This is a genomic window from Alcanivorax xiamenensis (assembly GCF_009846745.1).
Taxonomy (GTDB): Bacteria; Pseudomonadota; Gammaproteobacteria; order Pseudomonadales; family Alcanivoracaceae; genus Alloalcanivorax; species Alloalcanivorax xiamenensis.
Map to the genome: position 1 here is coordinate 26,043 of NZ_AQPF01000003.1, position 20,560 is coordinate 46,602.

Consider the following 20,560-nt stretch of genomic DNA (forward strand, 5'->3'; position numbering starts at 1 on the left):
GGAACCATGGATACCGACATTTTTGAAAGCCACGAATCGGAAGTAATGAGCTATGCCCGTAGCTTCCCGGTGGTCTTCGACCAGGCCAAGGGCAGCTACCTGTACGATGAAACCGGCGCGGAATACATCGACTTCCTGGCCGGAGCCGGCACGCTCAATTACGGCCACAACAACCCGGTCCTGAAAGAGAAGCTGCTCGAGTACATCCAGCGCGACGGCATCGTCCATGGCCTGGACATGCACACCGCCGCCAAGCGGGAGTTCATGGACACCTTTTATGAGGTGATTCTCAAGCCCCGCGAAATGGACCACGTGATGCAGTTCACTGGCCCCACCGGCACCAACGCGGTGGAAGCGGCGCTGAAAATCGCCCGCAACATCAAGGGCCGTCATAATATCATCGCGTTCACCAATGGCTTCCACGGTGTCACCCTGGGTGCCCTGGCCGCCACCGGGAACAGCCACCACCGTGGCGTGGCCGGCGTCACTCTGGGCGGCGTCAATCGCATGCCCTACGACGGCTATCTGGGAGATGCTTTCGATACCACCGAGTACCTGGACAAGGTGTTGGGCGACTCCTCCAGTGGCGTGGACTTCCCCGCCGCCGTGATCGTGGAAACGGTGCAGGGCGAAGGCGGCATCAACGCAGCCAGCTTTGAATGGCTACGTAACCTGGAGAAGGTGTGCCGCAAACATGACATGCTGCTGATCCTGGACGACATCCAGGCCGGCTGCGGCCGTACCGGCAGCTTCTTCAGCTTTGATGAAGTGGGTATCAACCCGGACATCATCACTTTGTCCAAGTCCCTCAGCGGTTATGGCCTGCCGTTCGCCATGGTGTTGCTGAAACCGGAACTGGACCAGTGGAAACCCGGCGAGCACAACGGTACCTTCCGGGGCCACAACCTGGCGTTCGTGACCGCCGCCGCGGCCCTCAATCACTACTGGCGCGACGACAAGTTCGCCCAGGAAGTACGGAAAAAAGCCGATATCATCACCGAACGCTTCCGCGACATCGCCCGCGGCTACGATGATCATTGGTTCTACCTGAACGGGCGCGGCATGATGCAAGGCCTGGTCTGCCGCGACGGCGAGCTGGCCGAGGAAATTACCAAGGCCTGTTTCAAGCGCAAATTGGTAATTGAAACCTCCGGTGCCGACGGCCAGGTGATCAAAACCCTGTGCCCGCTGATCATCAGCGAGGAAGACCTGAACCGCGCCATGGAGATTCTCAAGGACAGCGTGACCGAGGTCATGACCGACCGGGTCAAGCGTGGTGAAGCACATTCCGTAGGCTGATCCCCCTCGTGCTCCCCCGCCCGGGGGAGCGCCTTTCTCCCCTGTCATACTCTGGAGCCACTTTAATGATCGTACGTACTCTGGCGGAAGCCGAGAAAACCGAACGCCGCGTGGTCGCGGAAAATGGTAACTGGCAGTCCGTTCGGCTGTCCCTGAAGGAAGACGGCATGGGCCACTCCTTCAATATCACCACCATCTTCAAGGGCACCAAGACCCATATCAAATACGCCAACCATTGGGAATCGGTGTACGTGATGTCCGGCAAGGGCAAAATCGAGCTGGTCGAGAGCGGTGATGTCTATGAATTGACCCCCGGCACTATTTACCTGCTCGACCAACATGACGAGCACTATCTGTACGGCGGTGAAAATGAGGATATGGTGGTGGCCTGCGCTTTCACTCCGCCGCTGAGCGGCAAGGAAGTCCACGATGAAAACGGCGTTTACCCCGCCGACCTGGACTGACTGCCGACACGCTTGCACGCAACACGCCGCCCGCTTCGCGGGCGCACGCAAAACCCTATAGCGCTTTTCCGCGAAAATCACCTTGCGGATCGTCACTGCCCCCTACGCCATGATCCCCGAGCAGGAGGAGGAGCGTGGGGCGTGCCGGCGTATACGCGCGATACTTATGGGAGTTATACTGCGGCGCGACAGTATCGCAGGCTCCCATAATGAAAATACTGATCGCCGACGACCACCCCCTGTTTCGCGCCGCGTTGCGCCAGGCGGTGGAAAGCAGTTTTGCCGATGCCCGTATTATCGAAGCCGATTCCCTGGCGGCGCTGGAGCGCCTGGGCCAGGACGAAACCGTGTTCGATCTGATCCTGCTGGATCTGCACATGCCGGGCACGCACGGCTTTTCCGGTCTCGTCTATCTGCGTGATATCCATCAACGGGTGCCCCTGGCGGTGATCTCCGCCAACGAAGAGGTCGCCGTGATTCAACGGGCCCTGCACTTCGGCGCGGACGGCTTCATTCCCAAATCCGCCTCGGTGGACGCCATGACCGAAGCGCTGGAACGGATCATGAACGGCGAGCGCTGGGTCCCGGAAAAAGCCCGCGGGCCTCGCCCTCCGGATCTCGCCGACTACACCGCCATGCGCGAGCGCATCACCAGCCTGACACCGCAACAATTCCGCGTCATGGGCATGCTGCTGGAAGGCATGCAGAACAAAGTGATCGCTTACGAACTGGATGTGTCGGAAGCCACCGTCAAGGCGCACATGACCGCCATCTTCCGCAAACTCGGCGTTCGCAACCGGACTCAAGCGGTGCTGGCCCTCAAGGATCTGGCCATCGATGCCCCCGGCGATCTCTGACCCGGGCCCGTCACAACACCACCCAGGCATTCGCTGCCAAGGCAGCTTCCCACAGCGGCGTTGTGTCCTCTCTGTGGGAAGCTGCCTTGGCGGCGAATCGGCATGCACCACCGCTATAACGCCCGCAGCACCGCCAGCAAGGCATCCTGATTAACCGGCTTCTGCAGGAACTGCACTCCCATTTCCTCCGCCATGGTACGGATCTCCGGCCGCCGGTCGGCGGTGATCAGAACCGCCGGCACCACATCGTCCCAATAGCCGTCCAGCGCCTCGATCACCTGAAACCCGGTCTCGCCATGATCCAGCTGATAATCCACCACCAGCAGATCCGGCGCTGGCTGGCTCCTTGCCTTCTCCATCGCCTCACCCACCGAACCGGCCACCACCGGCTCGCATCCCAACGCACGAAACAAGGCTTCCAGGCTGGCCAGTAAAGCGGCGTCATTATCGACACAGAACACCCGCATGCCCTGAATGTCCCTCTGCGGTTCCTCGATGATATCCACCGGCGCGGCCGTCGGTGTTTGCGACCGGATGCGGGGCACCGAAACCGTGAATACGGTGCCCTTGTCCGGCCAGGAACGCACCGTCAGCGGATGCTCCAACAGGCGGCAAATACGGTCGGCTATCGCCAGTCCAAGCCCCAGCCCCTTCACCTGCCGGCGGCCCTGCTGCGGCAAGCGCAGAAATTCCCGGAACACCTGGGTCAATTGATCCTCGGGGATACCCGGTCCGGTATCCCAGATTTCGATACGAACCCAGTCGCCATCGCGGCGGCAGCCGAATAACACCTTGCCGCGATCGGTGTAGCGCACCGCATTGGACAACAGATTCTGCAACACCCGCCGCAACAGAGTGGGATCGGTCCGCACCTCCACCTCCGCCGCCACCAGATGCAGGCTGAGCGCCTGATCCCTGGCCAGCACGCCGAATTCCTGTCCAAGCTGCTGCATCAACGGCCGCAGACTCACCGGCGCCGGGTGGGAGGGCATGGTGCCGGTGTCCAACCGACTGATTTCCAGCAAGGCGGAAATAATCTGCTCCGCGGCCTGCAACGAGCTGTCGATATGACCGAGCACTTCGGTTTCGTAGGCGAAATCCTGCTCCTTCCGGCCGAGCCGTTGCCCCAGGGACGACACGAACAATTGCGCCGCGTTAAGCGGCTGCATCAGATCGTGGCCGGCGGCCGCCAGGAACCGGGTCTTGCCTTCATTGGCTTGCTCCAGCCTGGCGTTCAGTTCCGATAACCGGCGGGTGCGTTCGGACACCATCTGTTCCAGGTTCTCGTTGATCTGCCGCAGCGCTATTTCGTCCCGCTTGCGTTCGGTCACGTCCATATAGGTACTGACAAAGCCGCCCCCCTCCATGGGGTTACCGCGCACCTCCACCACCACGCCATTGGGCAGCTCCCGTTCAAAGCGGTGAGCATGGCCTTCACGCAATAGCTGCACTCTTTTGTTGACGTCCTGTTCCAGGTCATCACCATCATAGAAACCGCGCCCGGCGTTATAGCGATAAACCTCTCCGATCGGCCTTCCGAGGCGGATCAGCCCCTCCGGATACTCGAACATCCGCACGTAGGCCTGGTTCCAGGCCACCACGTTAAGATCGCGATCCACCACGCAAATTCCCTGGCTGATAGTCTCGATGGTGGTGCGCAGCAGTTGGTGATTGAACTGGATCAACTGGGACGCTTCATCCATGATCCGCACCATCTCATCATGGCGCACATTCTGTTTGCTCAGCAGAGAACCCATCACGATACGCGCGGTGGACGCCCCCATGGCACCGGCCAGCAACCGCTCCACATAGCGAACCAGATGCAACGGCGCCGGCAGCTGCAGATCCGCTGGCACCTGACGCCGCTCCAGATAATCGAAGAACAAGGTCCGCGCGCGGGGGTGCCCCAACCCTCTCTCACACACTTGCAGCAATTCCGCGGTGGAGATCAGCGGGTGCCCCATCTTCTCCCGCCACCAATCCGTGGGGGTATCGACGAAGCGCGTGGCCTGGGTCTCATCCAGCGCCTCACGGAAAGAACGCCGGGAAAAATAAATATAGGCGGCCAGATTCAGGCTGAGGCTCCAGAACACGCCGTGGGTCAATGGATCCAGCCCTTCAATACCGAACAAGGCATGGGGCCTCAATATACCCAGCCCGATCAGGCCATGAAGGTTGAGCCAGCCCACCGCCGAATCCGGCAGCATCAGTGGCAACAGCAGGCAGTACAGCCAGATCACGAATCCCGCGATCATGCCAACGAAAGCGCCATTGCGGTGCCCCTTGTGCCAATACAGCCCCCCCAGCAGCGCCGGCGCGAACTGGGCCACGGCGGCGAAGGAGATCAACCCCAAGTGCGCCAGCCCCTGAATGCGATCGATGATGGTGTGGAACAGAAACGCCAGGATCAGCAACAGAACGATGCTCAGACGCCGGAGAAAACGCAACTGCCCGCTCAGGTCGGACAGTTCCTCCTTGCCCTGGATCCGGTATTGCACCCAGGCCGGCAGCAGGACTTCGTTGGTCAACATGATCGCCAGAGCAATGGTGGAAACGATCACCATCCCGGTAGCGGCGGCGATGCCCCCAATAAAGGCCACCAGCAACAGCCCGTGATTGCCGGTGGCCATGGGCAACGACAGCATGAACATGTCTTCCTGGGTCCCCGGTGGCAGCATCTGTAAACCCGCCGCCACGATGGGCAACACGAACACCGCGAACAGCAGCAGGTACAACGGTAGCACCCAGCGACTGCTGCGCAGATGACGAAGATCGTTGTTCTCCACCACTCCCACATGGAACTGGCGGGGCAGGCAAATGATCGCCAGCATCGACAACAGTAACGCGGTGACGAATCCCTGGGAAAACAGGGTCGGCTCAAACAGATCACGGATAGCGGCGTCGGCGGTCACCCGGTTCCACAAGTCGAAGGGGCCGCTGTAGATGCCAAACAAGCAAAAGAGCCCGACAATGACAAAGGAGACCAGTTTGATGAAGGACTCAAAACTGACCGCCAGCATCAATCCGGACTGGTGCTCGGTGGCGTCGATGTGGCGGGTGCCGAACAAAAGCGTGAACAACGCCATCAGCGCCGTGACCACCAAAGCGGTATCCAGCGGCGGCGACACGTCCGCCCCCAGCACATGCTCGAACGACAAGGTCACCGCCTTCAGTTGCAAGGCGATGTAGGGCAAGACACCGATAATCGCCACCAACGTGACCAGAACCGCCAACTGACGGGACTTACCGTAACGGGCGGCGAGAAAGTCGGCGATGGAGGTAATGTGGTGCTGCTTACCCACCGACACCAGTTTGTAGACCAGCGCGGCACCGAACAGCACGGTAATGATCGGTCCCAGATAAATAGGCAGGTAGGTCCAGCCACTTTGGGCGGCGTCTCCAACCGCGCCATAAAACGTCCACGAAGTGCAGTATACCCCCAGCGCCAGGCTGTAACTCCAGGGGTTGTTCACCACCCGCAGACCACGCCGCTCGGCCCGGTCTCCCCACCAGGCGATGATAAACAGAATCAGCACATACAGCAGCGCCAGGCCGCCCAACTGCCACAGAGAAACCACCTTGCCTCCGAACCGTGTGCAAGCCCGATACGCTTACACGCAACACGCCGGCACGCTTACACGCCAATCGCGGCTCATGAGCGCAGATACCCTGGCGGAGGGCTCCATCTCACCACAGCATCAAGGCACGCGCGAAGCGAATCACCACCGCCAGCAATAATAACAATACACCCGCGCGCTGCGCCTTGAACTCCGCCACTGACAGCGCCATACCGCGCGCCCAGAAACGGGCCACGCCGCGCCAGTCTCCGGTGCGACGCCAATAGTGCGCGTAGGTACCCAGAACGACCAGCAGCCCCAGAACCAACAATACCGTTTCCAAATACACCATGGTTTACCACTCCTTGCCAGGGCCTGTTCACGCTATTTCCACCAGCCGGGTGTACATCAGCGCGGCCGTGGTGGCATCACCGCGCGCGCTGTGCCGCCCCATTACCGGCACCCCCAGATCCGCCGCCACCTGCTCAAAACGCAAATCCGCCACCTGTTCGGGCTGGCGATGACGCAGACGTTTCTGGTACAGGCTGCTCAGCTCGATACGGCGGTTGGGCAGCTCAAAACCGAACAGGGCTTTGGTGTAACGATTCAGAATCGCCATATCGAAGCTCAGACACCAGCCCACCAGCGGCCGGTTATCAATAAAGGCGAGCAGTTGCTCCAGGACCCGGCGAACCTCACCACCCTCACGCAGATCCAGCGGCCGCAACCGGTGAATGCGAATCGACGTGGCATCCAGGGATGCCGGCGCCTGAACGTGCAGATCCAGCGCCGCGCCCGCTTTCACCCGCCCATGACTGATCGGCACCGCCGCCACGGATACCAGTTCGGCACGGCGCACATCCAGTCCGGTGGTCTCACAGTCAATCGCCACCAGCTCATCCGGGTCCGAGGGTAACTCGAACATATGAGAGAAAGGACCATCGCCGTGCCGGTGGCGCTGCCAGATACGCTTCAATGTATGCATGGTTCGGTACTCCTGATTCAGTACTCAAGATGGAAACGCCGACTCAGGCTCTTCTTGAAGTCATTCACCACATGCAGGGCGTCGCGCAGCATATCCCGCTCCAGGGACGACAAGCCGGCGACGTTGACCTGATTGCCGGAATCCAACGCGGCTCCGGGCTCGGACATGGATCTCATCTGCTGTCGCAGTCGCAACTCGGAAAACACCGATAACGCGCCACCGAGATCATCCGCCATTTCCGCTTCCAAATGACCGGCATCGACCAGGCGCGTCAGCCGGGCCAGGGTGTTGGTTTCCCGTATGCGATAACGCAGGCTCAACGCCCGCACCCCATGAACCAGCGGGAAAACACCGCCCTTCTTGATATCCAGGGTCCGGTCGCGGGTCTTGAGAGTACCGAACAAGGTCAAAGGCGTGGCGAAATGCAGAATCGGACGGGCAAATTGGGACAGCAGAATTTCGTCGTGACTGCAGTGCTCGAATAACAGGTCCCGCAGTCGTTCCACCAAACGCACCTGCCCCGCCACCGGATGAGCATCGGCCAGAATCGCCAATCGCATCATTGCGGCGTCATCGCCCTGCCCCACCCAGCGCCGAATACGCCGGCGCCAATCCGCCAAGGTGCCGACCCATTCCGGATTCGACACCATGATGCCACCAGGACAACGGGGGTACCCCAGACGCACCAGCGTGTCGGTGAAGGCGCGGGACAGCTCGCGCAGTTCCGGCCAGTTCAGCTCTTCTTCCAGAATCAGACCGTTATCCTGATCGGTCTTCAGTATCTGTTCACCGCGACCCTCACTGCCAAATACCATCAGGCAGCACTGCGTCGCCCGCGTCTGGGGCACCAGGAATTCAAAGGCACGGGCGATGATGCGGCCATTGAGCGCCGCCATCAGTTCCATGGCGAAGCGCATGCGCACGCCCTGTGCCATCAGCGCCCGTACCAGCTCCGGCAAACGAGCGCTGGCCAAGACCAGGGCATCCATGTCCTCCGCCCGTTCCACTTCCAGACCCACCACGTAGGAGCGGCTGGAAAAGAAACTAAGCACATCCGGTAGCTCCACCACGCCCAGGGCGCGCCCCTGTGCCATCACCACCACCCGGGTCACCTGGTGTCGGGTCATGCGTACCAGAGCGGCGAACAGAAACTCATCCAGATCAACGGTTACCAGAGAAAACGAGGCCAACCCCAACACCGGACTTCGCGGCGTCAGTTCCTCTTCCACCAAGCCACGCAGCAAGTCGGTTTTGGTGATCACTCCGACCCGACCATGGGCTTCCAGCAGCAAGCTGTCCACGCCATGCCGAGTCAGCTCCGTGGCCGCATCACCGATGGTGCCGTCCGCGGGCAACAGCACCGGCTCCCGCATGCACTCACTGACCCGCGCCAACATGAAACCGGCCAGAGTGACACCACCTTCCCGCCGCTCCGCGAGTAACTGGCTTTTCGCCGCCAATCTTGCCTGAAAGTAGTCCGCGAACTCAGGTTCCTCATTGCACAAGGACTGAAACAGCTCCGCCGGAATCAAATAGCAAAGCGCTTCTTCCTCCACCTTGAACCGATAACGGCTGGTGCCATTGAAGACGGTAATGGCGCCAAACAGATCATCATCGGTATAGACCGCGATCCGGGCGGACGCTTCCGGAGCATGGGGATCCAGCTCCACCACCACGCCTTTGTGAACCACATAGACATAATCGGTGGCGTCACCGGCGTCGAGAATCACGGTGCCCGCGGCCAGGAAGGTCATTTCCACCGCCTGGCCCAAACGTTCACGGCCATGTTCACCCAACAGGGAGAACGGCAACTGCTCGAAATTCAGATCCACCTTGCCCCTGTCCTCCCGGAATCCCATTCCTTCATCGAACAAGACTGCCGGATAAACCATCGGATAAGCCAACCCTGGGATGGGCTTATCCGATGATCTTTTCCTGATAGCCGGCCCCTGTGCCCTTTTCCTATGAGAAAGGGGCAAGGCGCATCGCACCTCGCCCCCATTTATCTACTCCTGGTCCAGTGATCAGTGTTGTACCGCCGCGCCGGCGCCACGGGGCACCCGGATGTCCTCGACAATATGCTGGATATGTTCCGGCGGCGCCTGGGTAACCCGGGAAACCGCGAAAGCCACCACGAAGTTAAGAATCATACCGACAGTACCAATCCCCTCGGGGGAGACACCAAACAGCCAATTATCAGCGGTGTTCAGCTCCGGCGAGATGAACTTGAAGTAGACGATATAGCCGAAGGTGAAGGCCAGCCCCACCAGCATGCCGGCAATCGCCCCTTCCTTGTTCATGCGGCGGTAGAAGATGCCCATCAGAATGACCGGGAAGAAACTCGCCGCCGCCAACCCGAAGGCAAAGGCCACCACCTGGGCCACGAAACCCGGTGGATTAATGCCAAAGTACCCGGCGATGATGATGGCGACGATGGCCGCGAGGCGCGCCGCCAACAGTTCCTGTTTCTCGCTGATCCCGGGCACCAGGGTTTTCTTCAAAAGGTCATGGGAAATAGCCGACGAGATCACCAGCAGCAACCCCGCCGCCGTCGACAAGGCCGCCGCTACGCCCCCCGCCGCCACCAGGGCAATCACCCAGGCCGGCAAATTGCCGATTTCCGGGTTGGCCAGAACGATAATGTCACGGTCAATATAAACCTCGGAGGCGTTATCCGTGGGGGTATTGGTCAGCACACGCTCCCCTTGCGGACCAGCGGCCTCCTCGCGGGAGCCAGAGAAAACCGGCTTGCCCTCGAACGGCGCGCCCGCGGCCATCTGCACACGGCCGTCGTTGTTCTTGTCCATCCAGCCAATCAGACCGGAGTTTTCCCAGTTGTAGAACCAGCCGGGCAACGCCTTGTACTCGGTGCCGTTTACGGTTTCGATCAGATTGGTACGGGCGAAGGCCCCCACCGCCGGCGCCGAGGTGTACAACAGAGCGATGAAGAACAACGCCCAACCAGCGCTGATCCGTGCATCACGTACACGCGGCACGGTGAAGAAACGCACGATAACGTGAGGGAGGCCGGCGGTCCCGCACATCAAGGCGGCGGTGATAAAGAACACATCGATGGTGGATTTGGTACCGTCGGTGTAAGCGCCAAAGCCCAGATCCTGAACCACCTGATCCAGACGCTCCAGAAGATAAACGCCGGTATCATTGCCGGAAGCGTCCAGCACGGTGGCGCCAAATCCGGTTTGCGGCAGTACGTGGCCGGTCATCATGATCGACAAGAACACCGCTGGTACCAGGAACGCGAAAATCAGAACGCAGTATTGCGCGACCTGAGTGTAGGTAATGCCTTTCATGCCACCCAGCACGGCATAGAAGAAGACGATGGCCATGCCGATGACCACGCCGATGTTCACGTCCACTTCCAGGAAGCGGGCGAACACGATACCAACGCCGCGCATCTGCCCGGCCACGTAGGTAAACGATACGAATATCACACAGATCACCGCCACCGTTCTCGCCACGTTGGAGTAGTAACGGTCACCGATGAAATCCGGCACGGTGAACTTGCCGAACTTGCGCAGGTAGGGCGCCAGGAGCATCGCCAGGAGCACATAGCCGCCAGTCCAGCCCATCAGGTATACGGAAGCGTCATAGCCGGCGTAGGCGATAATCCCCGCCATGGAAATAAAAGACGCCGCCGACATCCAGTCCGCCGCCGTGGCGGCACCATTGGCCACCGGAGAGACACCGCCACCAGCCACGTAGAACTCCTTGGTGGAGCCGGCCCGCGACCAGATGGCAATGCCGATATAGAGCGCGAACGACGCGCCCACGAAAATATAGGTTAGAAGCTGGACATCCATACTCTTATCCTCATTGTTATCGAGCTGGTTTACTGCTCGTCCACGTCGAATTTCTTATCCAGTTTGTTCATGGAGTGGGCATACATGACGATCAGTATCAGGAACACATAGATCGATCCTTGTTGCGCAAACCAGAAGCCGAGTTTGAAGCCGAAAAACTGGATGGCATTCAGTTGATCCACGAGCAGGATGCCGAAGCCGTAGGAAACAACAAACCAGACAACGAGATAGGAGAAGATCAATCTCAGGTTGGCGGCCCAATAGTCGCGGGCGTTTTTTTCTCTCATTAGTTAACCCCTTTCCCAGTGACGATTCCCAGTGACGATGACGGCACTGACAGCGACCCCGTCTCGACATACGCGCCCGGTTTTCACCGGACAGGCACGGACGGTCCGCATCTAAGAGCCTGTTCATGATCTCTACGCCACCGCGTTGCTGCTGGAAAAGCCGCCAGAGGGCGTTGGGGACTGCAGGCTCTGGTGGGCCAAAGTCAAAGGCCACAGCGTCCTCTGGCGGCTTTTCCAGCGCAACCCGAAGGGCCGGGGCCACTTTCTTTAGACCGCGATTACGCTTGTTTATGTAGAACGACTACACCGCACAATCGAAATCACGCCCTGACGACACTTTCCACCAGGGGAGAAGGGAACTCCGGCGCGGTGGCGTAGAGATCATGAACAGGCTCTAAGATAAGAGACTAAACAAAGCCGGATGGCGCGACAGTATGACTTTAGTCGAAGGGCGGGGCCGGCGGCGCCAGGGCCTGTTCACACTATTTGCACCGCGCCTGTCGCGGTGCAAATAGTGTGAACAGGCCCTAGTCGCCGGCGTCCGAGTAGGCGGGAAAATTCAAGGTAAACGTGGAGCCTTGCCGCACCACGCTCCGGCATTGGATCTCACCATTGTGCTTGTCCATCACCGTCTTCACGAAGGCCAGTCCCAACCCCAGACCGGTGGCCATGTTATCGGCATCGAAGCGGCGATAGCTTTCAAACAGGTAGGGAATGTCGTGGCTGGCGATACCGATCCCCTGGTCGCTGACCTGACAAATCACTCTGTCGCCGCTTTGCAAAACCGACAACGTCACCACGCTTCGGGGCGGGCTGTATTTGATCGCGTTCTCAAGCAGATTGAACACCGCCCGTACCAGGAACCCCTGATCACCCCAAATCGGCCCGCCATCATCGTCAAGGTTATCGCTTTCCAACTGGATACCTTTGGCCTGAGCCAAGGGCCAGGCCCGATCCAGCGCATCCATGGCGATATTGGCCAGCAGCACCTCCCGGAAATCCAAGGCGCCGAATTCCACCTTGGCCAATTGCATGAAGTCCTCGATCATGTCCAGGGCGGATCGTACCTGTCGCTCCAGACGTGCATGAAATTCCCGCTCTGGCAACGCCGCGGTACCGTTCTGCATATCAAGCAGGGCCAGCATGCTGGCCTGCGGTGCCTTCATATCATGGGACAGGAACCGCAACATGTGAGCCCGTTGCTCCGCCGCGCGGCGTTCGCCGGTCATATCCACCAGACTGATCAGCCAACCCGCGTCCAGGGTAATCGCCGTCCACAGCGGCGCCACTTCCATACGATAGTGATTCCCCCAGCGATCAAAAAAGGCCTGGCCGTGCCAGTGACGCACATCGGCGAAACGCCCGCCCTCGGAGAGGAACACCGGCACTGCATCCGCCGGCACCACCGTCAGCAACGCATCCCGCAACTTCCAACTCTCCACCCCCGCGGGATTTCCCACCAGCCAGCGGGCTTTTCGATTGGCGGCCTTCACCTTGGCCTCGCCATCCACCAGAAACGTCACCACTGGCAGAGAGTCCAGCATGTCGGTGACGAACCGGCGAGAAGCACGCAGCTGTTGCACACCGGCTTCCAGGGCCATGACCCGGCGATGCAGCGTACTGCCCCAATGCATGCGGGAAGCACTGCCCGCCTCCGGCACCATGTTCGGCTCACTGCTCAGCGACTCGATCTCACTGCTGAACCAACGCAGGATCACACTCTGACTGCGCCATTGCCATAGCAGATAGAACAATACCAGTCCGGTTAAGGATGCCGCCGGAGGCCACCAGACTCCCAACCGCAAAGCCAGAGCACATGCCACCATGGTCAGTGTCGCCATCAACGCCATCAGGACGTGGACATAGCGCAAACGCGACACCAGCAAGGCGATCATCAAGGCCAGCACCGGCACCATGGACAGCAATATCCTCGTGGCTTTATCCAGCTCGGTAATAACATAGCCATCCATCAGGCCATTGAGCAGATTAGCCTGGATCTCCACCCCGGCCATGGTGCCCATACGGCCCGATACCGGTACCGCATAGCGATCTCCCAGGCCGGAGGCGGTGGCGCCAACCAGCACGACCCTGTCTTTAAGCAGCTCGTCCGGAACCTCGCCGAGCAACACACTGCTGTAGGACACTCGCGGGAACGCCCCGGGCGTCCCCCGAAACGGCACCCGGACCAGATGATCCCGATGCCAGGAAGGAGTGTTGTGTATCGACTGGGTTTCCTCGCCCGGCATCGCCATTCCCGTGGCCAACCCCTTGCTCGCCAGGGAATCGAACAGCGCCCAGGTAAGATGCGGTACCACCTGATCAATAACGCCCTCGCACAGATACAGGCGCCGCACCTTGCCATCCATATCCGCTTCCACATTAATGTGTCCGATGCCGGCGGCATTGTCAGCGATGTCAGGCAAAGGCGGATAAACAACGGGGGGCGCCCCCGGCGTCGACATCGGAGCCCGCGCCAGGGGCACATAGACATTACCGGCACGGGCCATGGCGGCGCCCAGGCGCTGGTCCGCCTTGCCGTCACCTTCCGCTTCCAGAAAAAGGATATCCATCATCACGGCCTGGGCACCGGCCTCATGCAAGCGGTCCAACAGTGCCGCGTGCACCAGCCGGCTCCAGGGCCAGCGCCCGATCTCACGAAGGCTGCGGTCGTCCACGGCGACAATGAGAATATCGTCGTTCACCGGCCGATCCGACCAGGCAATCATATGGTCATAGACCGACGCATTGAGCTGTACGAAGTCACGGCTCGCCATCCAGCCGGTGGCGGCCAGAGCGATCAGTAACAGCACGCCCCACTGGAAAAACAGGCGGCGAAATAATGCTTCGCTGGTCAATATGGGCATCAGGACAGCTTGCTGGCTAGGAGAATCGAAAAGCAAGGGGGCCTAGCGGTGGGCACCCACCCCGCGCAGGAAAAACACATGATGGGCTTCGCGCCCTTCAATGCCATTGGCATCGACCGCCGACAAGCGGACATGGTACGCCCCCGCGGGCACATCCTCGACTTTAAACTCACCATCATCCGATACCGCTTCACGTACCAGCTCGATGAAATCACTGTCCCTGGACATTTGCAGCCGATACAGGACGGCTCCCGGTAACGATTCAACCCGGGCGTGCAGAACCCCGCCCGCGCCACGCCAGTCGGGCAGCAAGGTGGGCGCGGGCAACAACGCGACACGCATCAACCGGCCATCGCTGTCCAGGCGCCCGCCCTCACCTTCACGCACCTGCTGCTGAGCGTGGCCATCGTGACTGATCGCCACCGCTCCGCGCAGCACGCTGGTGGTGGCGGCACCGGTCTGTTCCCGTACACGAAAATGGGTACCACGCACGCCGATAATACCCACCGGGGTTTCCACCTGATAGTGCTCTTCGCCGGGACGCGAGGTGACTTTGGACTCCACCGCGCCGCTCTCCAGGCGGACGCGGACAATACCCCGATCACGCTCCTTGGCGAATCGAACCCGGCTGCTGGATGGCAAAACCACCTGGGAACCGTCTTCCAGGCGCAAGGATACAAAGGCGAAAGGACCAGTCACCACGGCTTGGGTTGTATCCAGTCGCATGCCCGTCAACAGCTGTTGACGCTCACCATCCACGCCCTCGGCCCAGACCTCACCTTCCAAGTGAAGCACATCGATACTTAGAGGGCTGTTCTCCTCCAGTATCAGCTTGGTATCGGGTTGCAAACGGTAAGGGTCGGACAGGTGATTGAGGTCACGAACACGGCGCCAGGCCCGAGCGTCCCCCAGATAGTCTTCGGCGATATCCCAAAGCGTATCGCCGGGACGCACGATATGGTATCCCGGCGATGATGGGGACTGTGGATTGGCCGGCGGCGGCGCGGCCATCGCGGTGCCGGCGAGCAGCAGCCCGCCAAGCAGACCGCCGATCACGCCTTGTGTCATGGCCACGATCCGTGGCGGCCACCCTCCGGGCCGTCGCCGAAGCGATGCTGGAAATTGCTTCCGGCAATTTTTTGTCACGCCTTGCATGGTCCACCCTCTTCTTCAGGCCCCGTCCACGGGCTGAGTCGGCGCGTTCCCTCGCTGTTGGCGTTGGAGTCAGTTGTATTCGATGGTAAATGTGGCGATCGCGCGGGTTTCACCGCCATTGACGGTGGGCGCGGTCTGGTAATAACGGGCCTTCAGCGGCAGTTGGAATTGATGGTCCCCAGGCGTCACCGTACCCAGTTCGACACGATCGCCATTGGCGATGGGCGTGGAGGTGCGGTTATCGAGCAATTGAATGCCCACGCCACTGGCGGCCTCGGACCCCTCATCAATCTTGATGACACCAGCCGCGCCACTGGGATCCGGGCTGTACCCGAAAGACAGCTTCACCGTGTCCTGGCCATTGCTGGGGCCGACACAGGACAAGCCCACCTGGAATTCCTTCTCCGTATTGGTACTGCCAACGCCGGAAAAAACGGAACGGGACACCGTGCCAAAGTCCACGGCGATATTGCGGGACCCCATATCCACCTCGCAGGCGGAAGAGACGATGGTGATCGCGCTGGCGTCCAGGTACGAGGTGAGGATCGGAGTCCCTGAGCCAGACCCATCCGCGTAGTAAGTTGTGTACTGGCCGGGAGCCAGCGTGCCTGACCCGGTTTGATTAGCGATCTTGATAATTTCTACGCGAAAATACCCTTCGGACAACCTGCCCCTTGAGCTGTTAAGACGCAAATCATGCGGATATACCACGGTCTGGCTAAGGCCTGCGATGCGCCGTGAAAGACGAATCCCGATACCATCCACCTGGGTCGTATAGATATTCGGATCATAGCTGCTGGGATTACCAATCAAGGTCCGCCCACGCATATATCCGCCCCCTCCATAACAGCGCACCGCATCTTCTCTGGCGCCAATGGGGAACTCTTGCATCGCCAGAACCGTACCGACCGGCACATTCGGTGTAATCGTCACCTGCCCCATTCGCATATTGATATTCTGGACACTGGTTTCGACATAACAGGCCGCTCTGGCCGAAATGGACACCATCGACAATACCAGGACCACAATCGGAGCAACGAACCAATTAGGTATGGACACTTTATTCACAACGGGCCTCCAGATGATGGTAGGCGCGGGCCGCGCTTGCGTCCTCGTCGGACTCCGGCACGCGATAGTCGATGTCGCAGCTCTGGTTCGCTTCCTCGCCCCACTTGACGCTCAGACGGCCGCTCTCTTTTTCCGTGCGCAGATAGACCCGGCCGCTCTGGCCCACCAGACCCACTGGCTGGCCAGCCTCGTCGTACACCTCGGCGCCGAACGGAACCGGTTCACCATCCACTCTTTTGGCCTTGATCAGCAGCGCCTGACCACTGACGGTATCAAAGGTGAGCTTGGCCACGGCACCCGCATAGGGCGCCACCTGCTGACTGCTGGTCTTCAGTTCCACTTCGGTGGACATATCGTTCGGATCCAGCGTCACCGAATTCAGCCGGTAAGGCGAAACATAGGGCACCACCGCGTAACCCCGCTTGTCGATGCGCACGCCTGACATGTTGGTCACGCGCGCCCCGGCGGCGGCCGGCGCTTCCACCAACACCATGGTTTCACCGCGCTGAGGGGTCAGCGTTACACCGCCGCCATGCGCCACCATGCTGCCGCTGACGCCGGCTCCCATCTGAGTAAAGTTGTCGTTATGACTGTAAGAGGCCCGCAGCGTGGCATAGGGCGCCCGGTATTCACCGCTGAGTTCGCCGGTGGCGCCACTCTGATCCTGGTGGCTGACCGCCACGTTATAGGTCATGTTGCCGTCCACGCCGGTACTGCCGGAGACACCCAGACGGCTGCTTTCGTAGGCGCTGTCACGCATGGTCCCGGAACCGATCAGGCTGGCGTTGCCGGCCACGTTGTCCAGCGGCACCGAGAAGTTGAAGTTGTACTGGGTATCGTCACGACCAAACTCGTCCTCGGTCTTCAGCGCCGAGAAACCGTAATGGAAAGGCCCATAGTTGTTGTTGTAACCCACCTGGTACTGCGTGGTTTCCCCTTCGCTTTTCCAGTAATCACGAACGGAACCGGTGAAGTACATCGCCCCCAAACCAGCACCCAGAGTCTGATTCACGGTGAGCTGGAACTCACTGCGCTGACGACGCACCGCGTCGAAACCCAACTGACGGTCTTCGTAGTCATGGGCGATGATGGCATCGCGCAACCCCAGATAGCCGGAGGTGGAATAGCGATAGGCCGCCACCGTCACATTGGTGCCGGTATCGGGCATGAATTTGCTGTAACCCAGTTTGTAGCTCTGGCCATTGCGATCGCCATAGCGATCGAAGCCGGTACGGGCGTGGGTGACATCGGCTGAGAAGGCGCCAACGGGCGTCCCCACCGCGACACCGGCCAGATAAGCCTGGTAATCATCACTGAAGGTGGCGCCGGTGTAACCGGTCAGCCAGTTGGTCAGGCCCTTCTGGTAGGTGGCCTGCATCAGCCAGGGATCATCATCCAGGCTGGTTTCACGTACCTTGCCGGCGGTGACGCTGTATCGGGAGATGCCCGGCCGCAACATCTGCGGCACGGAGGCGAAGGGCAGACTGAAGCGGCGGATACGGCCGTCCGCTTCGGTAACGGTAACCTCCAGGTCACCGCCGTAGCCGGTGGGGTACAGGTCATCAATGACGAATGGCCCCGGCGGCACCGTGGCCTGGTAAATCACCTGGCCGTTCTGGCGCACTTCCACCAACGCGTTGCTTTCCGCCACGCCGCGGACGGTGGGCGCATAGCCGCGCAGCGAATCCGGCAACATGCGATCATCGGACGCCAGCCGGGCGCCGCGGAACCCCATGGAATCGAACAGATTGCCTTCGGTGTAGGCGTCCCCCACCGTCACCATGCCGCGGATCGACGGAATCGGCCGGCGCAGATAGGTGGCGGTGCTCTGCCAGTCAGTGCCCTCCCCGTCACGGCGAGACACATTGGAGTCGTGCCGCAATTGCCAGGCGCCAATATTGATGCCGCTATTGAGCATCAGGTAGGCATTGTCGTAGGTACGATCATTACCGCCGTAATGGCTCTCGGTGCGCAGCGCGTTGAAGTTGTAGCTCAGGAAACCGGCATTGATGCCCGGATCCCAGAACGCCGGATCCACATAGCCACGCGCACTGCGACGCATATTGGCTTGCGGGATACTGATCTCCAGACGCATGTTGCTGCTGTCAAAGCGAGCCAGGGCACCGGGCAACCAACCTTCCAGCGAGCGACATTCATCCCCCAGTGTTTCATCCACCCCGTCAATGGTGCTGACGTCCACGCCATAGCCGGACAGCATGCTCAAGGTAAAACAGGTGTGCGCGTTGATCTCGCCGGGAGCGGCACGAAACGCCAGTTCATTACGACCTTTCCAGGAGCCGTTGACGTAGACGTCCAGATAGTAATCACCCGCCAGAGTCGGGTTGCCCTGGGCATAACGGGAAACGTCCATATCCTTGGCGGCACCGCGAAGGAAATCGCTATTAAAGGAAGCCGCCGCCACCTGGGGCTCGGATTGAGCCAACACAACCGGCGTCCACGCCATCAGCGCCAATCCGCCCAGCAGTTGGGTACCGGCACTCAGACTGGTCTTCCGGCGTGAGACAACGCGCTTTTGATTCATGAGACACCCCGCGTCCATGGTTTTTTGTTAAGGCGTTTTTACTAACGACCCACCGGCATATCCCGCGCCACCCGACCACCAAAATCATTGATGGTGGTCATACGCACCTGGCCAATCGTGGCGGGCGCGTTAGCGGGCAAGGGGAACTCCAGACTGCCGCCGGGGGCGATCATGCCCTGGTCCACGGGCACCGGTACCAGCGCGCTTTCACCACGGAGAATTTCCAGGCGGCTGACGGTGACGTGGTAAGGCGTGGGGTTTTTCGCTTTGAGTACCGCTCGCCCCCCGGAACGGGACAGGTACCACTGCAGTTTTTCCGGAGCGTCGTTGGCTTTACCGCTCAACCCCTTGGGCCGGTAAAACAACTTGATGCGAGAGCGAACCGCCAATTGCAGGAAATTCTGGGGAATCCCCTCTTCGGCTTTCGGTGCCGGCGGAATGTCGAGCACATTCAGCCAATACACGGACTCGCGATCTTCCGGCGGCATCTTGCCACCGGTGAATGAAATTCGAAGAACCTGACCACTGCCGGCTTCCACGCGGGAAATCGGCGGCAGCACGATGAAAGGCACATCACTTTGTTCGGGAGCGGCGTCGGCGTCACCGGCGTCGATCCATACTTGCACCAGAGCCGGGTTTTCGCCGTCGTTGGTCAACTGCACCGAGACCTCGCGGTCACCACCAGGGTAGACCACCCGGGTCCCGCCGATCACCACGGCGGCCTGCGCGGCAACGCCCGTGACCAGCAATGCGAATGACAACAGACAAAGAGAAAAGCGCTTCATAGCCACCACCCGAAACCTGGAAAGACAGACGATAAGGAATCCGGGGCCGGCAAGCCGGCCCGCGGAAGCCATGAGGATTACTGATAGATAATGGTGTACTGGACGCTGGTGGAGACGTCGCCAGCACCGGCGGCGGCGGTAGCGTAGTACTCGGCGTAGTAGTTCAGATCAGCGCTGTCACCGTCGTTGGCAACCGTTACCCACTGGGAGTTGGTTTGCGCACCGTTGGCACCCGCGGCCAGCACCGGCAAGAAGCCGTTGTTCTCACCCAACAGTTGGATTTGAACATTGGTGGCGCCATTGCTGGCGGCGTCGATCTGGTTGTTCAGACGACCGGTGTTGTAATCCACGGTGGGACCCGGTTCGAAATAGGTCGCCACTTGCCCGGCGGAGCAGTTGGACAGGTTGATGGCGAAAGGCGTACGGCCCGCGACTTCACCGGCGGCGGCCAGCGTCTGAGCGGACACGGTCGGCAGAGTCACGGTGAAATCGGTGCCACCCGGGGTGGTGATATCACAGGTCTGGTCGGTGATTTTACCGTTGAAGGTAATGGTGCCGTCCGCGGCGAGAGCGGAACCCGCACCAGCCAAACCGAAAACGGCCAGAGCAATAGCGGTTTTGTTCATTTTCATAACAGATGCATCCCATCCTGATAACGTGTTTTGGGACCGGCACGCCTGTTCGGGAGCCGTTCCGCGGCCTTGCGGCCTACCGCCCTGGCACCTTGCCCACTGGGCCCGGTATCAGATGCCGCCAAGAAATGCGATTATGTGACGTGGTCGGTAGACTGCGGGGGAGGAGAATGGAGGGGAGCTAACAAACAAACAACAGTCCGAAACCATTGTTCATATTCCGTTGACAGTTATTTTATATTTT

The 20,560-nt window shown here is 60.2% G+C and carries 15 protein-coding genes; 3 read left to right on the top strand and 12 right to left on the bottom strand.

All coding sequences use genetic code 11. The features are described 5' to 3' along the window. Positions 1–6: 6 nt before the first annotated feature. The 3 genes from ectB (at position 7) to A6D6_RS02975 (ending at position 2,620) form a co-directional block, all read left to right on the top strand. Positions 7–1,299, top strand: coding sequence for a diaminobutyrate--2-oxoglutarate transaminase (gene ectB / locus A6D6_RS02965; protein WP_133491866.1), 1,293 nt, complete (start codon positions 7–9; stop codon positions 1,297–1,299). A gap of 65 nt (positions 1,300–1,364) precedes the next feature. Next, the gene (locus A6D6_RS02970) at positions 1,365–1,763 is read left to right on the top strand and encodes an ectoine synthase (RefSeq protein ID WP_133491865.1); all 399 of its coding nucleotides are present in this window, start codon (positions 1,365–1,367) and stop codon (positions 1,761–1,763) included. Between the two features lie 206 nt (positions 1,764–1,969). After that, positions 1,970–2,620 (top strand): response regulator, encoded by a 651-nt coding sequence (locus tag A6D6_RS02975; protein ID WP_201303697.1) that lies wholly within the window; start codon positions 1,970–1,972, stop codon positions 2,618–2,620. 113 nt (positions 2,621–2,733) lie between these two features. On the opposite strand, the gene A6D6_RS02980 is transcribed toward A6D6_RS02975, so the two are convergent. The 12 genes from A6D6_RS02980 to A6D6_RS03035 form a co-directional block, all read right to left on the bottom strand. Further along, a complete protein-coding gene (locus A6D6_RS02980) occupies positions 2,734–6,198 on the bottom strand; it encodes a hybrid sensor histidine kinase/response regulator (RefSeq protein WP_159659879.1) in 3,465 nt (1,154 codons plus the stop codon). A gap of 109 nt (positions 6,199–6,307) precedes the next feature. Further along, complete coding sequence (locus A6D6_RS02985; protein WP_159659880.1) at positions 6,308–6,529, bottom strand: hypothetical protein; 222 nt, start codon at positions 6,527–6,529, stop codon at positions 6,308–6,310. 27 nt (positions 6,530–6,556) lie between these two features. Continuing rightward, positions 6,557–7,162, bottom strand: a complete 606-nt coding sequence (locus tag A6D6_RS02990) for a 3'-5' exonuclease (RefSeq protein ID WP_133491861.1) — start codon at positions 7,160–7,162, stop codon at positions 6,557–6,559. 17 nt (positions 7,163–7,179) lie between these two features. Beyond that, positions 7,180–8,994 (bottom strand): DUF294 nucleotidyltransferase-like domain-containing protein, encoded by a 1,815-nt coding sequence (locus tag A6D6_RS02995; RefSeq protein ID WP_159659881.1) that lies wholly within the window; start codon positions 8,992–8,994, stop codon positions 7,180–7,182. A gap of 192 nt (positions 8,995–9,186) precedes the next feature. Further along, positions 9,187–10,983 (bottom strand): sodium:solute symporter family protein, encoded by a 1,797-nt coding sequence (locus tag A6D6_RS03000; RefSeq protein WP_159659882.1) that lies wholly within the window; start codon positions 10,981–10,983, stop codon positions 9,187–9,189. Between the two features lie 29 nt (positions 10,984–11,012). Further along, a complete protein-coding gene (locus A6D6_RS03005; RefSeq protein ID WP_063140318.1) occupies positions 11,013–11,270 on the bottom strand; it encodes a DUF4212 domain-containing protein in 258 nt (85 codons plus the stop codon). A gap of 527 nt (positions 11,271–11,797) precedes the next feature. Then, positions 11,798–14,134: a CHASE2 domain-containing protein gene (locus A6D6_RS03010; RefSeq protein ID WP_159659883.1), complete on the bottom strand. Its 2,337-nt coding sequence runs from the start codon at positions 14,132–14,134 to the stop codon at positions 11,798–11,800. 42 nt (positions 14,135–14,176) lie between these two features. Next, positions 14,177–15,202 carry a FecR domain-containing protein gene (locus A6D6_RS03015; protein ID WP_159659884.1) on the bottom strand — a complete coding sequence of 342 codons (1,026 nt, stop codon included), beginning with the start codon at positions 15,200–15,202 and terminating at the stop codon, positions 14,177–14,179. 156 nt (positions 15,203–15,358) lie between these two features. Continuing rightward, a complete protein-coding gene (locus A6D6_RS03020) occupies positions 15,359–16,357 on the bottom strand; it encodes a fimbrial protein (protein ID WP_159659885.1) in 999 nt (332 codons plus the stop codon). Continuing rightward, positions 16,350–18,899, bottom strand: coding sequence for a fimbria/pilus outer membrane usher protein (locus A6D6_RS03025; RefSeq protein ID WP_159659886.1), 2,550 nt, complete (start codon positions 18,897–18,899; stop codon positions 16,350–16,352). Before A6D6_RS03025 ends, A6D6_RS03020 begins: the two co-directional genes overlap by 8 nt. 41 nt (positions 18,900–18,940) lie before the next feature. Continuing rightward, positions 18,941–19,684 carry a fimbrial biogenesis chaperone gene (locus tag A6D6_RS03030; RefSeq protein ID WP_159659887.1) on the bottom strand — a complete coding sequence of 248 codons (744 nt, stop codon included), beginning with the start codon at positions 19,682–19,684 and terminating at the stop codon, positions 18,941–18,943. 77 nt (positions 19,685–19,761) lie between these two features. Next, positions 19,762–20,316, bottom strand: a complete 555-nt coding sequence (locus A6D6_RS03035; RefSeq protein WP_133491853.1) for a fimbrial protein — start codon at positions 20,314–20,316, stop codon at positions 19,762–19,764. Between the last annotated feature and the right edge of the window lie 244 nt (positions 20,317–20,560).

What these genes read in the sequence shown, in the direction of transcription:
- ectB (WP_133491866.1), top strand. Translation starts at nt 7, where the DNA reads ATGGATACCGACATTTTTGAAAGCCACGAATCGGAAGTAATGAGCTAT.
- A6D6_RS02985 (WP_159659880.1), bottom strand. Translation starts at nt 6,529, where the DNA reads ATGGTGTATTTGGAAACGGTATTGTTGGTTCTGGGGCTGCTGGTCGTT.
- A6D6_RS03005 (WP_063140318.1), bottom strand. Translation starts at nt 11,270, where the DNA reads ATGAGAGAAAAAAACGCCCGCGACTATTGGGCCGCCAACCTGAGATTG.
- A6D6_RS03035 (WP_133491853.1), bottom strand. Translation starts at nt 20,316, where the DNA reads ATGAAAATGAACAAAACCGCTATTGCTCTGGCCGTTTTCGGTTTGGCT.
- A6D6_RS02990 (WP_133491861.1), bottom strand. Translation starts at nt 7,162, where the DNA reads ATGCATACATTGAAGCGTATCTGGCAGCGCCACCGGCACGGCGATGGT.
- A6D6_RS03025 (WP_159659886.1), bottom strand. Translation starts at nt 18,899, where the DNA reads ATGAATCAAAAGCGCGTTGTCTCACGCCGGAAGACCAGTCTGAGTGCC.
- A6D6_RS03030 (WP_159659887.1), bottom strand. Translation starts at nt 19,684, where the DNA reads ATGAAGCGCTTTTCTCTTTGTCTGTTGTCATTCGCATTGCTGGTCACG.
- A6D6_RS03000 (WP_159659882.1), bottom strand. Translation starts at nt 10,983, where the DNA reads ATGGATGTCCAGCTTCTAACCTATATTTTCGTGGGCGCGTCGTTCGCG.
- A6D6_RS03015 (WP_159659884.1), bottom strand. Translation starts at nt 15,202, where the DNA reads ATGACACAAGGCGTGATCGGCGGTCTGCTTGGCGGGCTGCTGCTCGCC.
- A6D6_RS02970 (WP_133491865.1), top strand. Translation starts at nt 1,365, where the DNA reads ATGATCGTACGTACTCTGGCGGAAGCCGAGAAAACCGAACGCCGCGTG.
- A6D6_RS03010 (WP_159659883.1), bottom strand. Translation starts at nt 14,134, where the DNA reads ATGCCCATATTGACCAGCGAAGCATTATTTCGCCGCCTGTTTTTCCAG.